The following is a 14,591-nucleotide window of genomic DNA, read 5'->3' as shown; positions in this document are numbered from 1 at the left end:
AGCGAAGTCGAGATACGCTGGCGCGGTGCTTTCTGTATCTCGACTTCGCTCGATACGAACGGAACTTTTGGTGCTGATTCAACGCACGATGTTTTAAGCCGACGGGCGTCGATACCGGAGAATGCCATCGCCCGCGACGAGCGCGTCAGCGGCTCACATCAGACGGTAAAGCTCTCGCCGCAGCCGCAGCTTCCCTTGGCGTTGGGGTTCTGGAACACGAACCCGGCGGTGAAATCGTCCTCCTGCCAGTCCATCGTGCTGCCGATGAGGTACAGCACCGAGGCGCTGTCGATGTAGAAGGTGCCGCCGGGGGTCTGGATCTTTTCATCCATCGGGTTTTCGGCGGTCACGTAATCGACCGAGTAGGCGAGGCCCGAGCAGCCCCGGCGCGGGGTGGACAGCTTCACGCCGACCGCATCATCGGGGGCCGAAGCCATGAGCGCTTCGATACGGGCCTCGGCGCTGGGCGTCAGGATAACGGCCGCCGGACGCGGACGGGTGGCAGGGGTCGTGGTCATAGCTTCTTTTCCCAGAACTGCGCCGTTCCCGCCTGGGGATCGAGCGCATAATCGCCATAGCCGAGCGCCGCATAGAGCGCCTTGGCCCGGACATTGCCGCTCAACACTTCGAGCGTGATCTTGCAGGCACCGCGCACCCGCGCCTCGGCTTCGATCGCCAGCATCAGCGCCTTGCCGATACCGGTGCCACGCTGGCCGGGTGCCACGGCGATGTCATGGATGTTCACCAGCGGCCGCGCCGCGAAAGTGGAAAGTCCGGTAAAGCAGTTGGCCAGTCCCGCCGGCCGACCGTCAAGGAAGGCGAGGAGCGTGAACGCGCCGGGATGTGCCGCCAGCATCGGTACCAAACTGGTGCACACCCGGTCCGCCAGCGGTGCACCGCCGCCCATCGGATCGCGGGCATAGGCATCGAGCAGGTCGATCACGGCTGCCGCATCGGCGGCATCACCATAATCGGCCAGCCGCACGGTCAGCGCACCCGCGGGCAGGGTCGAGGCGCGCGCCTCGCTCACAGCATTCCCAGTTCCAGCTTCGCCTCGTCGGACATCTTGGCCATGTCCCACGGCGGGTCCCACACCAGGCTGACCTCGCAATCGCGCACGCCGGGGACCGATGCCACCCGCATCTCGACTTCGCCGGGCATCGATTCAGCCACCGGACAATGCGGGGTGGTCAGCGTCATGATCACACTGACGGAGCTTTCGGGTGACACTTCGACCCCGTAGATCAAGCCGAGATCGTAGATGTTCACCGGGATTTCCGGATCGAAGATTTCCTTCAGCGCGGCAATCACACCTTCGTAGACCGCGCCGCCGGGGCCGCCGGGTTCATCGCCCGCCGGCTCTTCGGCCAGAAAACCCTCCAGATAGTCGCGCTTGCGCTCCAGCTTCTCGACCAACGTTTCGGGGCTCGCGGCCTCGGCATCGTCCACGCGCGCGCGGGGCGGCGGGGGGGCCGACGACACTTCCTCGACCACGAACTTGGGGGTCTCGTCACTCATCCGAAAATTCTCCTGGTGCGCTCAATTCCCTTGAGGAGCGCGGCAATATCGCTTTCATCGCTGTACAGGCCGAAGCTGGCGCGGGCGGTGGCGGGCACGCCCAGATGGTCCATCAGCGGCTGCGCGCAATGATGGCCGGCCCGGATCGCCACGCCTTCTTCGTCCAATATGGTGCCGAGATCGTGCGGATGCACCCCGTCCAGCGCAAAACTGACGATGCCCAGTGCATCGTCCGGCCCGAACACCGTCACATCGTTGCGGGCACGCAATTCTGCGCGCAGCACGGCGGCCAGATCACGCTCGTGCGCTTCGGCGCGGGCGAGGCCCACGTCCTGCAGCCAGTCGATCGCGGCACCGAGCGCGATCGCCTCGACGATCGCCGGCGTGCCGGCCTCAAAACGCTGGGGAGCCGGCGCATACGTCGTCTTCGCGAAAGTAACCCGGTCGATCATCGAGCCGCCGCCATGCCACGGCGGCATCGCATCCAGGATCGCCTTGCGCGCCCACAGCGCGCCGATAGCGGTGGGCCCATAGAGCTTGTGCGCCGAGAACACGTAGAAATCGCATTGCAGCGCCGCCATGTCGAGCGCGAGGCGCGGGGCCGCCTGGCAGCCATCGACCAGCAGCAACGCACCTACGCCATGCGCCAGATCGGCCGCGCGGCGCACATCGAGCACGGAGCCCAGCACGTTGGAGACATGCGCCAGCGCCACCAGTTTGTGCGCCTCGGTCAGCATGGCGGCGGCGGCGTCCAGATCGATCCGGCCATCGGCGGTCAGCGGGCATACGTCGATCTCGATGCCGATCCGGTCGCGCAGCAACTGCCAGGGCACGATGTTGGAATGGTGTTCCAGCGTGGACAGCAGCACCCGGTCACCACGTCGGAGATTGGTCACACCCCAGGTCTGCGCCACCAGATTGATCGCCTCGGTCGCACCGCGCGTGAAGACGATCTCGTCCTCGGCACCGCCAAGGAACCCGGCAACCTTGCGCCGCGCCGCCTCGAACGCCAGTGTCATCTCGGCCGAGCGGGCATAGACGCCGCGGTGCACGGTCGCATAATCGCGGCCCAGCGCTGCCGTGGTGGCATCGATCACCGCCTGCGGCTTCTGCGCGGTGGCGGCGGTATCAAGGTAGTGCCAGCCACCGGCAAGGCCGGGGAACTGGTCCTTGAGGATGAGGGTATCGGTGCTCACCCCAGATGCTCCAGCAGCGCCTGCAGACGCGCCAGCGCCGTTTCGCTCAACGCCGCTTCGCCCGCCGCGCCGGCGAAGGCTTCGGCGATGAACGCCTGCAGCATCAGCCGCTTGGCATCGGCAGGCGGCAGCCCGCGCGACATCAGATAGAACAGCCCATTGGCATCCAGCTCGCCCACCGCGCAGCCGTGCGCGGCCTTCACGTCATCGGCATAGATTTCCAGTTCGGGACGGGCGTTGGCGGTTGCCGTTCGGTCCAGCAGCATCGCGCGGACCGACTGTTCGGCATCGGTGCCGTCAGCGCCGCGCGCCACCGCTATGCGGCCGAGGTAGGTTCCGGTCGCATGCCCCGCTACCACCGTGCGCACGATCTGGCTGGAGGTGGCGTTGAGCCCTTCGTGGCTGACGTGCGTGACGATCTCCACGGTTTCAGCGCCGCCGGCGAGTTGCGCCGCCCCGAGGGTGAAAACCGCGCCTTCGCCCAGCGTCACGTCCACCGCAACGCGGCCATAGCCCGGCCCCGCGATCAGGATGCGCAGATCAGCCGATGCGTCGGCAGCCAGCGTGATCGCAAGATGGCGCGCAACGGCAGCGCTGCCAGTCTCGATCACTTCCAGCGCCAGGCTGTCACCGGCGGCCACCGTATGCTGTTCCACCGCGACCGGCCACAGCGGAGCGAGCGCCGCGAGGTCCGCATAGCGGAAGTCCTCGTCCCGACGGGTGGGGAGTTCGAGAACCGCGTTCACCGCAGCACCTCATGATCTAAGCGCACAACCTCGTCATCCCCGCGAAGGCGGGGACCCATTGCGAGGGCCTGCGCCGACCGGACTATCGAGAATTGGGTTCCCGCGTTCGCGAGAATGACGGAGCGGTTGGTCATCACGCCGCACCCTCTTGCACAACCGCCTCGTAGCCCTGCTCTTCAAGCTGATGCGCCAGTTCAGGGCCGCCGGTGCGCACGATCCGGCCATTGGCGAGGACGTGGACGAAGTCCGGTTTCACGTAATCCAGCAGGCGCTGATAGTGGGTAATCAGCAGAACCGCCTTGTCGGGCCGGCGCATGATCGCGTTGATGCCTTCGCCGCAGATGCGCAGCGCATCGATATCCAGGCCGCTGTCGGTTTCATCGAGGATGGCCAGCCTGGGATCAAGGATGCCCATCTGCACCATCTCGGCGCGCTTTTTCTCGCCGCCCGAAAAGCCCACGTTCACGGGCCGCTTGAGCATGTCCATGTCCATCCGCAACAGAGCCGCCTGTTCCTTGGCCAGCTTGAGGAACGCGCCGCCCGACAGTGGCTCCTCACCGCGCATCTTGCGCTGCGCGTTGGCCGCTTCACGCAGGAACTGGACGAACGAGACGCCGGGAATCTCGACCGGATACTGGAAGCCGAGGAACAGCCCCGCCGCCGCCCGCTCGTGCGGATCGAGCGCCAGCAGGTCCTGCCCGTCGAACGACACCGAGCCGCCGGTCACCTCATAGCCGGGCCGGCCACCCAGCACGTAGCCGGTGGTGGACTTGCCGGCACCGTTCGGACCCATGATGGCATGGATTTCACCCGGATTGATGGCGAGCGACAGCCCCTTCAGGATCGGCTTGTCGGCAACGGAGGCGAACAGATTGTTGATTTCGAGCATAATTACTTTCCGTCATTCTCACCTTGAGACATCCAGACAATAGCCCCGAACATCTCTATATTTTCACCGACAAGCTGAAGATTAACTCGCCGTCTTGACGCAACGGGATCTGGAACAATTTTTTCCATATCCTTCATGGCTTGCGCGATATACTGATCTCTTTCAGAAGCGCATGCGGGCGGACCTAATTCAAAATTCATTTCTGTGCGCAGCTCTCTGTAGCTGACGCTTTTGTTTTTAACCCACCGCCACAAACAGCGGTGATATGGCTTGATGGCGTCTTCTAGTTCGCGCGGCCCAACCGTATCCATCGCAAGATATGGACCGTTAGGATCAACCTTATCTTCAGCAAATGATGTGCCAGGCGCGCTCAGAAGCGCGAGTGAGCTTGCGATAATCGCATATTGAATATTGTTAATCATCGTTCGCCTCGAACCTGAGCGTCGCGCCCTTGCGGGCGGCGCGCTTGTCGAAGGGCTTGTTCACTTCGGCGGTGATCGCTTTGGTCACCCCGGCAATATCTGCCAGCACCGCGCTTTCGGCGAAGCGCAGGACGCGCAGGCCCACGTCGGCAAGCTTCTTGTCCTGCAGCGCCTCAACCTCGGGGTTGGCCCCTTCGGGCGACAGCGACAAGACGATCCAGCGCGAGGGGCAGGCGAAATCGACGATGGTCGAGCCGACCACCGCCTGCCGTGTGAAGCGGACCCCACCCAGACGCGAGCCCGACAGCTCGCTCCACAGCGCCGCCTGCGCCTCGGTCGGGTCACGGCGCTGGTCGCGGGCGCGCTCCTTGAGCTTTTCCAGCCGCGCACCGGTCAGCGCGAAGCCGGCACGCGCATCCGCCTTCGGACCACCACCGGCGGCGATGCCGAGAGTCTTGCGGGCGGAAGTCTCGCTGTCAGTCGTCATGAAGGAAGGCCTATCGTGCATGCTGCGGGATGCCCCCCAAAGGCGGGCACCATCCCGGATTTTCGGTTTGAAAAGTTTGCCTTGCCGCCCATCCGCGCCCGTGTCACATCATCAAAACCAAAAAATATTCGGGATTGAGGATGATGTTCAACCTTTCGGCGGGGACGATCGTGCTGTTTCTGGGCGCGGCAATATTTCAGGCGGTCGGCGTTTCGGTGCTGCCGCTGACGCAGGGCATGACCAAGCCCGTCCCGATCGTGGTCACCTTCGTGTGCTATGCCGTCGGCATCTGGTGCATGGGCAAGCTGATCGCTTCGGGCATCGACCTGGGCGTGATGGTGCCGATCATCACGCTGATGGTCATCGGCGGCGCGATCGTGATCGGCATCTTCGCCTATGGCGAAACCCCGTCCATGATGAAGCTGGGCCTGCTGGCGGGCGCGACGCTGCTGCTGACGTTCGCGACGACGGCCTGAGAAAACTGCGCAAACAGCGCTGACCCTTGCTGGCAACTTCATGCGCGTTGCCCCCCGATGGGTCCCTGTAGCCCTTCCCCTTCAGGGGAGGGGTTGGGGTGGGGGCGTGCCCACCGATCCGGGGCCTCGTGCAGGGCACTCAGCACTGAGGTGACGACGCCTTGAAGATTGCGCATCACATCCGCGTTCGTAACGTGCAACACGATGAAACCCATGCGGCGCAGCGCTGCATCACGGCCGCGATCGGTGTCCACATCATGGGTCTCTCCATCGACCTCCACCACCAAGGCCTTTTGGGGACAGAGAAAGTCGGCAATGAACGGCCCGATCACAGCCTGCCGGCGAAACTTGTAGCCCCCAACCTGCGAGCGCGACAGCGCACGCCATAGACGCTTTTCCGGCTCCGTCGGCTCGCGGCGCATACCGCGAGCGAAGCCTGCGATGTCAGCGTTGCGTGCGGCGGAGAGCCCCCACCCCTTGCCCCTCCCCTGAAGGGGAGGGGAATTCGTACGCCGGTCCATGTCCCGCGCCGACAACATCACCCCACGCTCCCCTCAAGGCTGATGCCGAGCAGCTTCTGCGCTTCGACGGCGAATTCCATCGGCAGTTGCTGCAGCACTTCCTTGGCGAAGCCGTTGACGATCAGCGCCACCGCGCTTTCGGTGTCGAGCCCGCGCTGCTGGGCGTAGAACATCTGATCGTCGCTGATCTTGCTGGTGGTCGCCTCGTGCTCGATCTGGGCGGAGGGGTTCTTGACCTCGATATAGGGGACGGTGTGCGCGCCGCAGTCCTTGCCCAGCAACAGGCTGTCGCACTGGGTGAAGTTGCGCACGCCCTCGGCGTTCGCCGCCACCCGCACCAGACCGCGATAGGTGTTGTTGCTCTTGCCGGCCGATATGCCCTTGGAGATGATGGTCGAACGGCTGCGCTTGCCGTTGTGGATCATCTTGGTGCCGGTGTCGGCCTGCTGGTAATTGTTCGTCACCGCGACCGAGTAGAACTCGCCCACCGAATCCTCGCCGTTGAGGACGCAGGACGGGTACTTCCAGGTGATCGCGCTGCCGGTTTCCACCTGGGTCCACGACACCTTCGACCGCGCACCCTGGCATAGCGCGCGCTTGGTCACGAAATTGTAGATGCCGCCCTTCCCCTCGGCATTGCCGGGGTACCAGTTCTGAACGGTCGAATACTTGATTTCGGCATCGTCGAGCGCGACCAGTTCCACCACGGCGGCGTGAAGCTGGTTCTCATCCCGCTGCGGCGCGGTGCAGCCTTCCAGATAGGAGACATAGGCCCCCTTGTCGGCCACGATCAGGGTCCGTTCGAACTGTCCGGTGTTTTCCGCGTTGATGCGGAAATAGGTGGACAGTTCCATGGGGCAGCGCACACCTTCGGGCACGTAGACAAAGGTGCCGTCGGAAAAGACCGCGCAGTTGAGCGCCGCGAAGTAGTTGTCCTGGACCGGCACGACCTTGCCCAGCCACTTCTTCACCAGTTCGGGATATTCGCGGATCGCTTCGGAGATCGAGCGGAAGATCACGCCCGCCTGTTCCAGCTCCTTGCGGAAGGTGGTGGCCACCGAAACGCTGTCGAACACCGCATCGACCGCAACCTTGCGCGCGCCCTCCACCCCGGCGAGCACTTTCTGCTCCTCCAGCGGAATGCCGAGCTTTTCGTAGACCCGCAGGATCTCGGGATCGACCTCGTCGAGGCTGGAGAGCGAGGGCTTCTTCTTGGGAGCCGCCCAGTAATAGGCTTCCTGATAATCGATCGGCGGGACCTTGAGCTTGGCCCAGTCCGGCATCGGCATTTCCAGCCAGCGGGCATAAGCCTTGAGCCGCCATTCGAGCATCCATTCCGGCTCGTTCTTCTTGGCCGAAATGTAGCGAACGGTATCCTCGGACAGGCCCTTGGGCCCGTACTCCTGCTCGATGTCCGACGACCAGCCGTGCTCATACTCGGCCACGCGGGCAGCGGCTTCGCGCGCGGCGACGTCGCGGACTTCGGTGTCAGCCGCTTCGGCGACGGGGGCGGGGGTCAGGTCGTCAGTCATCGGCATTCCTCGGCAAGCTGGGTCAGCGGCACCTGGGCCAGCGCCCCGCGCAGCGCGGCGTTCACTCGGGGCCAGTGCCCGCGCAGATTGCAGCTCTGTTCCAGCGTGCAGTCGTTCTTCGCCTCATCCACGCAGGCGGCCAGCGCGATCGGTCCTTCGACCGCCTCGACGATATCCGCCAGCGTGATCGCCGCCGGTGGTCGGGCCAGCCGCAGCCCGCCGCCCACCCCGCGCGACGAGCGCAGCAGACCGGCGGCGGTCAATTTGCTGACCAGCTTCTGGACGGTCGGCACCGGCACGCCGGTTTCCACGGCCAGCCGGGCGGCGGAAACGCTGGCACGCTGCTGGCCCACCTGTTCGATCAATGCGCACGTGCCGCAGTGCCGCGCGGCGGCGGACATTACGACAACGGCATAATCGGCCATGCTGGACAGGCGCATAAGCGTGGGTTTCCGGGCGGCGGTTAAAGTGGATCAAATCTTTCCGATTTCACCTAGTCGTTCACGCGACCGGATTCAATGCCCCGAATCGCGGCCCGCAAAACGCGAAAAACCGCAAACTTTTCCGTTGCTTCGGAACCGTTCGACCCGTCGAGCGATAAAAAAAGGCGGTTCCGCCCTGAAGCGTGAACCGCCTTTAAGTTAGGAAAGAACTCGCGCGCAATCGCTACGAGCCCTTCGGGTCGCACGGAATTTATATGCTCCGACCGGGGGAATTTATTGTAGAAAAGCGACAGCGAGGCTTCCCGGAGCAACATTGCAATCGAATTTTGTGGGACTGCAGCACAGAAAATTGCGGGTTAAACTGCTCCCGCAGCATTCGCCTCACACATGGGGGAGCGGCGGAATATCGGGCGGCGATGGCGAGTCGGGCAGCTTGCTTGCCGCCCTTGACCGGAACGCCTAGAGCAACACAGGCGGCGTAGAGTTCGCGAAAGGGATGTTTGGGCGAATGGAACTGGCCGATTTCGACAAGGCTGCAAACCTCGTCGCGCTGTTCCTGTCGCGGGCGGACGAACTGGGCGGTGCGCCGATGCTCCACGTCAAACGCGATGGCGTCTGGCAGCCGACAAGCTGGAGCGATGCCGCCCGACAGGTCTGCCTGATCGCGCAAGGCCTGCGGCGCATCGGGCTTGAGCCGGGCGACCGGGTGGTGATCGTTTCCGAAAACCGCCCCGAATGGTGCCTCGCCGATCTGGCGATCATGGCGGCGGGCTGTATCAGCGTTCCCGCATACACAACCAACACCGTGCGCGATCACATCCATATCCTGGAGAATTCGGGCGCGCGGGCGGCGATCGTCTCCACGCCCAAGCTGGCGAAGAACCTCGCCACCGCGATCGACCAGACCGACCTGTGCCGCCACCTGATCGGCATGGAGCCTTTGCCCGCCCACTATTCCGCCATTGCCCATCTGGCCGACTGGGCCTCGTTGCTGGAGGGCGATAGCGCCGCCGCCCGCGCCGAAGTGGATACGCGCGTCGCGGGGATCGGCCGCGAGGATCTGGCCTGCATCATCTACACCAGCGGCACCGGCGGCCTGCCGCGCGGGGTGCGCCAGCACCACGGCATGATCCTCGCCAACATCGACGGCGCGGCCCGCATCATCGCCGAGGATTTCACCTGGGACGCGGCCGAGGATCGCTTCCTGTCGTTCCTGCCGCTCAGCCACGCCTATGAACATACCGGCGGACAGTTCCTGCCGATCGGGCTGGGGGCGCAGATCTGGTACGCCGAAGGGCTCGACAAGCTGGCCGGCAACATCGAGGAAGTGCGCCCGACGATCATGGTCGTGGTCCCCCGCCTGTTCGAAGTGCTGCGCGCGCGCATCCTCAAGCAGATCGAGAAACAGGGTGAGACCGCGCGACGACTGCTCGACTGGGCGCTCGCCGCTGCCGTGCGCAAGGAAAACGGCCGGCGGCGGCTGACCGATCCACTGCTCGATCTGGTGCTGGACCGGACGCTGCGGCCCAAGGTGCAGGCGCGGTTCGGCGGCCGGATCAAGGCGCTGGTATCGGGCGGCGCGCCGCTCAACCCCGAGATCGGGGTGTTCTTCGATGCGCTGGGGCTGGTGCTGTTGCAAGGCTATGGCCAGACCGAGGCGGGCCCGGTGGTAAGCTGCAACCGCCTCGCCGCCGGGGTCAAGATGGACACGGTGGGCCCGCCGCTGCGCGCGGCAACGGTGCGCATCGCCGCCGACGGCGAGATTTGCGTGCAAGGCGAACTGGTCATGCACGGATACTGGCAGAACGCCGCCGCCAGCGCCGACGTGCTGCGCCACGATCCGCTGCTGGGCCCCGGCATCTGGCTGCACACCGGTGACATCGGCCATTTCGATCAGCGTGGCCGGATCATGATCACCGATCGCAAGAAGGACATGATCGTCAACGACAAGGGTGACAATGTCTCGCCCCAGCGGATCGAGGCGATGCTGACGCTGCAACCCGAAATCGCCCAAGCGATGGTGGCCGGCGACCAGCGCCCTTATGTCGTCGGGCTGATCGTGCCCGATGCCGAATGGGCGCTGCAATGGAGCCGCGACAATGGCGAGCCGTTCGATCTGGCCCGGTTGCAGGACCTGCCCGCCTTCCGCTCGGCGGTGCGCGAAGCGGTGGACCGGGTGAACGCCGACCTGTCGGTTATCGAAAAGGTGCGCCAGTTCGCCTTCGCGGCCGAACCGTTCTCTATCGAGAACGAGGAAATGACGCCCAGCCTCAAGATTCGCCGCCACAAGATCCGCGCCCGCTACGGCGAACGGCTCGACGGGCTCTACAAGGGCTGACGACTGGCGCGGCTCAAATCGCCGGCAATTCCTGTTCGGCAAAGCCCCAACCGCGCAACGCCTCGGCGCGGCGGATCAGTTCCTTGCCATCCGCGATCGAATAGGGGTGGGCACCAGCCATCGTGTCGAGCTCGTCCCAGCCGATCGGCACCGCCACCGGGGCCCCGGCCCGCGCCCGCGCCGAATAGGGCAGCACCGCCGTCGCTCCGCGCTGGTTGCGCAGCCAGTCGATGAAGATGCGCCCCTTGCGCTTGGCCTTGCTCATCGTCGCCACGAAGCGATCGGGCTCGGCCAGGCTCATCGCCTCGGCGAAGCGGCGGGCGAAATCCTTGTGCGTATTCCAATCGTGGCCGCGCCTGAGCGGGACGACAATGTGGACGCCCTTGCCGCCCGAGAGCATGGCGAAGCTGACCAGCCCGATATCGGCCAGGCGCTGGCGGATGTCGCCGGCCGCCTTGCGCACTTGCGCGAAATCGAGACCTTCGTCGGGGTCGAGATCGAAAATCATCCGGTCCGGCAGTTCCACATCGTCCGCGCGCGAACCCCAGCCGTGGAACTCGATCGTGCCCATCTGCACGCAATCGAGCAACCCGGCGGCATCGGTGAGATAGAGGTAATCCTCGGCTCCCCCGTCCTTCTCGGCGATGGCAACGTGCCGCACATGCTTGCCGAACGAGCCGCTATCGTGCTTCTGGAAGAAGCATTGCTTGGCGCGCCCCTGCGGGCAGCGCACCAGGCTGACCGGGCGAGCGGCCGCGAAGGGCAGCATCAGCGGGGCGATCTGCGCGTAATAATCGGCCAGATCGCCCTTGGTCCCGCCGCTCTCTGGAAAGATGACGCGATCACGGTTGCTGATCGCGACGTTCACGGCGGCATCGGGCACCGGCGCGGCTTTCTCCTCGCTGACGGCGCTGGCTTTCTTGTCGCCGCGCAAGCCCAGAAAGCTGCCGTGTCGCACCCGTCCTTCGGCCGTCAGTTCGGCAAAGGCGATCTCGGCGACGAGCCGGGGGCTCACCCAGGTCACGCCGCGCGCATCGGCGCGATCGACGGTGACAGGCGGCGTCTTGCGCTCCAGCTTGTTGAGGCGCGCGGCCAGATCGGCCAGCGTATCACCGTCAAAACCGGTGCCGACCTTGCCGCGATAGACCAGCGTCTTGCCCTCGTACTGGCCCAATAGCAGCGATGAAAAGGGCCGCCCTTTCGCACGCGACCGGGTCCAGCCGACGATGACGAATTCCTGCCGCCGCGTACACTTCACCTTGACCCAGTTAGTGCTGCGGCGGCCGGAATAGGCGGCATCGACGCGCTTGGCGATGATCCCCTCCTGCCCCGCCGCGCACATCGCCGCGTAGAGCCGCTCGCCCGCCCCGATCACATGATCGGCAACGAAAATCGGCGGCGCGGCATCGCGCAGAAGCGCCTCCAGCCGCTCCTTGCGGGCGATCTGGCCCTGCGCGGTGCAATCCTCGCCATCGATTTCGAGAAGGTCAAAGGCGTGGAATTCCAGGGCATCGTCCGACCCTTGCGATCCATGACCGCGCTTCAGAACCGCCTGCAGGCTGGAAAAATCGGGGTTGCCCTCGCTCCCGCGCGCAATGATCTCGCCGTCGATCAGGCAGGGCGGCAGATCGAGCGCGGCGACCGCCGCCGCCAGCGGACCGAACTTGTCGGTCCAGTCCTGCCCGCTGCGGGTATAGACGCGCACCTTGTCCCCGCTCGCTGCGATCAGCGCGCGATAGCCGTCGAACTTGATTTCGTGAATCCACTGGTTGCCCGACGGCACCGCATCGACGAGCGTGGCCAATTGCAGGGCGCGGAATTTCGGCGGTGGCGCGCCCTTGCGCGCCGGTTTGCGGCGGGGGGCAGCAGCATGCGCGTTGTGCCGCGCCGCCTTCGCCATCGCCTCGTCGAACGCCTTGCCGCGCTTGCCCGCCAGCGCCTGGGTACCCGCCTTGTCCGCCTCGATTTCGGCCATCGAGCGGCCGGTCAGCATGCTGGTCAGGTTTTGCTCGATCAGCAGATCGCCCTGCCCGGCGTCATCGTCATCGATCTTGCGCAGCAGCCAGTTCTCCCGCTTCTCACCCGGCCGGCCCTTCATCCGCACCAGCAGCCATTCGCCCTTCATCCGCTCGCCATGGAGCGTGAAATGCAGGTGGCCGTGCTCGAGATCATCGGCGCTCTTGCCCGGGATCGGTGCCCAGGTGCCCTGGTCCCACAGCATGACCGTGCCGCCGCCGTACTCACCCTTGGGAATGCGGCCTTCGAACTCTGCATAAGCCAGCGGGTGATCCTCGGTCCGCACCGCCAGCCGTTTGTCATCGGGATCGCTGCTCGGCCCCTTGGTGACCGCCCAGGATTTCAGCACGCCGTCCATCTCCAGCCGGAAATCCCAGTGCAGCCGCGTGGCGGCATGTTTCTGGACGATGAAACGATTGCCCTGCGCCTGCTTCGCGCGCTGTCCCGCCGGCTCGCTGGTCCTGGCGAAATCGCGCTTGCGGTTGTATTCGGCCAGCGGATCGGGACGGCGGGCGCTCATCGCCGCTTACGCCCGCTTGCGCGATCGGGCCGCCGGCTTGGCGGGTGCCGAAGACTTCGCGGCCTTGGACCTGCCCGAGCTTTTGCTTGCGGACGCACCGCCCCCCTCGCCCACCGATTTCTTGAGCGCCGCCATCAGATCGATCACGTTGCCCTTGCCGCTGCCGGCCGCCGGCTCGGCCACGTCTTCGAGAATGCGCTTGCCGGTTTTCGAACGGGCCTTCTTGTCGATCAGGCGATGCAGCGCATCGACGTAGCGGTTGTGGAACTCGGCCGCCCTGAACGGCGCGGTCTTATTGTCGATGAGGGTGGTGGCCAGTTCGAGCAGGTCGGCGTCCGGCTCGCTATCGGCGATATCGCGGAAATAGCCTTGCGCCTTGTGCACCTCGTCGGCGTAGCGCAGCACTTCCATCACCAGCCCGCGTCCGCACGGCTTGATCGAAACCAGTTGCTCGCGCCCGCGCACGGCCAGTTGGCCCACGCCGACTTTGCCGGTCTGCCGCAGCGCCTCGCGCAGGACGACATAGGCCTCTTCGGCCAGGTCATCGGCCGGCACCACGAAATAGGGCTTTTCGTAATAGAGCACGTCGATCTCGCGCGCATCGACGAACTGGACGAGGTCCAGCGTCTTGCGGCTCTCGATCTTGACCGCCTCGATCTCGGCATCATCCAGCAGCACGTAATTGCCCTTGGACACTTCGTAGCCTTTGACGATCTCGTCCCGATCGACCGGCCCGACCCCGGGCGCGACCTTCTCGTAGCGCACGCGCTTGCCGCTGGGTTCGTGAATCTGGTGGAACGCCAGCGCCGCGCCCGAACGGGTTGCCGGATAGACTTCGATCGGGATCGAGACGAGGGCTAGCTTGAGCTGCCCCTGCCAGTATGCGCGCGCCGCCATAGCCGTACCTCCTGTCCGTCCGGTGCAACCGTCAGGATGGGGCCGTGGTTCCCCGCAGTCGTGGCCACCCGCAGATCCATCGCACGGCTGCCCTCATCGCCGAAGACGAGTGACCGTAAGTTGAAAGATCACTTTTGAACACTTTAACTATGACGCCTTATATTCAAAATAATCTTTATCGAAATCAGAAATGATTCGCCTATTGTGAATAATAGGTGTAAGCCGTCATCACTGCCAGCGTTCTCCCGCATGCTGGCGGCTGAGAGACAACCGATCGTTGCGTGCTCCCGCTGAACCTCCGGAGCCATGACATGCCTCAGTTTCATATTTACCCACGAAATCCCGATCTTCCGTCGACGAGCATCGCGACGCTTGATGCATCGATGGTCCTCAACATCATCGAGCGGATGAACTGCAGCGAAGCCGATGTGGAGTGCGAAGGGCGCTATGCGTTTTCCGCCTGCCTCTATGACAACGGCTTGTGGAGCATCTACCACCGCCAGCCCGCAGCCGCCGCGCGTGCCGTGCCGCTGCTGCAGACCGATCCGGTCGCCTCCCTGACGACGGCATAGCGCGGCGGGTCCCCCAGC

The 14,591-nt window shown here is 64.8% G+C and carries 16 protein-coding genes; 3 read left to right on the top strand and 13 right to left on the bottom strand.

Features of this window, described 5'->3' with window-relative positions; all coding sequences use genetic code 11:
* Window positions 1-158 precede the first annotated feature (158 nt).
* The 8 genes from IE122_RS01780 to IE122_RS01745 form a co-directional block, all read right to left on the bottom strand.
* Window positions 159-518: a HesB/IscA family protein gene (locus IE122_RS01780; protein ID WP_189619365.1), complete on the bottom strand. Its 360-nt coding sequence runs from the start codon at window positions 516-518 to the stop codon at window positions 159-161.
* A complete protein-coding gene (locus IE122_RS01775) occupies window positions 515-1,030 on the bottom strand; it encodes a GNAT family N-acetyltransferase (protein WP_229813629.1) in 516 nt (171 codons plus the stop codon). The genes IE122_RS01780 and IE122_RS01775 overlap by 4 nt, the downstream gene beginning before the upstream one ends.
* The gene (locus tag IE122_RS01770) at window positions 1,027-1,518 is read right to left on the bottom strand and encodes an SUF system Fe-S cluster assembly protein (RefSeq protein ID WP_189619364.1); all 492 of its coding nucleotides are present in this window, start codon (window positions 1,516-1,518) and stop codon (window positions 1,027-1,029) included. Before IE122_RS01770 ends, IE122_RS01775 begins: the two co-directional genes overlap by 4 nt.
* Window positions 1,515-2,714 carry an aminotransferase class V-fold PLP-dependent enzyme gene (locus IE122_RS01765; RefSeq protein WP_189619363.1) on the bottom strand — a complete coding sequence of 400 codons (1,200 nt, stop codon included), beginning with the start codon at window positions 2,712-2,714 and terminating at the stop codon, window positions 1,515-1,517. The genes IE122_RS01770 and IE122_RS01765 overlap by 4 nt, the downstream gene beginning before the upstream one ends.
* A complete protein-coding gene (locus IE122_RS01760) occupies window positions 2,711-3,460 on the bottom strand; it encodes a SufD family Fe-S cluster assembly protein (RefSeq protein WP_189619362.1) in 750 nt (249 codons plus the stop codon). The genes IE122_RS01765 and IE122_RS01760 overlap by 4 nt, the downstream gene beginning before the upstream one ends.
* Window positions 3,461-3,593: 133 nt before the next feature.
* Window positions 3,594-4,349, bottom strand: a complete 756-nt coding sequence (sufC, locus tag IE122_RS01755) for a Fe-S cluster assembly ATPase SufC (RefSeq protein WP_189619361.1) — start codon at window positions 4,347-4,349, stop codon at window positions 3,594-3,596.
* 2 nt (window positions 4,350-4,351) lie between these two features.
* Window positions 4,352-4,771, bottom strand: coding sequence for a hypothetical protein (locus IE122_RS01750; RefSeq protein WP_189619360.1), 420 nt, complete (start codon window positions 4,769-4,771; stop codon window positions 4,352-4,354).
* Window positions 4,764-5,258: an endonuclease domain-containing protein gene (locus tag IE122_RS01745; protein WP_189619359.1), complete on the bottom strand. Its 495-nt coding sequence runs from the start codon at window positions 5,256-5,258 to the stop codon at window positions 4,764-4,766. The genes IE122_RS01750 and IE122_RS01745 overlap by 8 nt, the downstream gene beginning before the upstream one ends.
* 140 nt (window positions 5,259-5,398) lie before the next feature.
* Between IE122_RS01745 and IE122_RS01740 the strand changes: the two genes are divergently transcribed.
* Window positions 5,399-5,734, top strand: a complete 336-nt coding sequence (locus tag IE122_RS01740) for a DMT family transporter (RefSeq protein ID WP_189619358.1) — start codon at window positions 5,399-5,401, stop codon at window positions 5,732-5,734.
* A 38-nt stretch (window positions 5,735-5,772) separates the two neighbouring features.
* Here the strand turns inward: IE122_RS01740 and IE122_RS01735 are convergent, their stop codons facing one another.
* Genes IE122_RS01735 through IE122_RS01725 form a run of 3 tightly spaced genes read right to left on the bottom strand, consistent with a single transcriptional unit; the run spans window position 5,773 to window position 8,227 of the window.
* Window positions 5,773-6,255 carry an endonuclease domain-containing protein gene (locus IE122_RS01735; protein WP_229813628.1) on the bottom strand — a complete coding sequence of 161 codons (483 nt, stop codon included), beginning with the start codon at window positions 6,253-6,255 and terminating at the stop codon, window positions 5,773-5,775.
* A gap of 17 nt (window positions 6,256-6,272) precedes the next feature.
* Window positions 6,273-7,787 carry a Fe-S cluster assembly protein SufB gene (gene sufB, locus IE122_RS01730; protein ID WP_229813627.1) on the bottom strand — a complete coding sequence of 505 codons (1,515 nt, stop codon included), beginning with the start codon at window positions 7,785-7,787 and terminating at the stop codon, window positions 6,273-6,275.
* Entirely contained in the window at window positions 7,784-8,227 is a 444-nt protein-coding gene (locus IE122_RS01725) for an RrF2 family transcriptional regulator (protein WP_189619357.1), read from the bottom strand. Before IE122_RS01725 ends, sufB begins: the two co-directional genes overlap by 4 nt.
* Before the next feature lie 511 nt (window positions 8,228-8,738).
* On the opposite strand from IE122_RS01725, the gene IE122_RS01720 reads away from it, so the two are divergent.
* On the top strand, window positions 8,739-10,568 hold the full coding sequence (locus IE122_RS01720) for an AMP-dependent synthetase/ligase (RefSeq protein ID WP_189619356.1): 1,830 nt from the start codon (window positions 8,739-8,741) through the stop codon (window positions 10,566-10,568).
* 13 nt (window positions 10,569-10,581) lie between these two features.
* Here IE122_RS01720 and ligD read toward each other — a convergent pair whose 3' ends face one another.
* Both ligD and ku read right to left on the bottom strand, forming a co-directional pair.
* On the bottom strand, window positions 10,582-13,104 hold the full coding sequence (gene ligD, locus IE122_RS01715) for a DNA ligase D (protein ID WP_189619355.1): 2,523 nt from the start codon (window positions 13,102-13,104) through the stop codon (window positions 10,582-10,584).
* A 6-nt stretch (window positions 13,105-13,110) separates the two neighbouring features.
* A complete protein-coding gene (ku, locus tag IE122_RS01710) occupies window positions 13,111-14,001 on the bottom strand; it encodes a non-homologous end joining protein Ku (protein WP_189619354.1) in 891 nt (296 codons plus the stop codon).
* Between the two features lie 311 nt (window positions 14,002-14,312).
* Between ku and IE122_RS01705 the strand changes: the two genes are divergently transcribed.
* Window positions 14,313-14,573, top strand: a complete 261-nt coding sequence (locus IE122_RS01705; protein ID WP_189619353.1) for a hypothetical protein — start codon at window positions 14,313-14,315, stop codon at window positions 14,571-14,573.
* Window positions 14,574-14,591 lie beyond the last annotated feature (18 nt).

The organism is Novosphingobium colocasiae (assembly GCF_014652555.1).
GTDB classification, from domain to species: Bacteria; Pseudomonadota; Alphaproteobacteria; order Sphingomonadales; family Sphingomonadaceae; genus Novosphingobium; species Novosphingobium colocasiae.
This window is presented reverse-complemented; position numbering and strand designations above follow the sequence as displayed.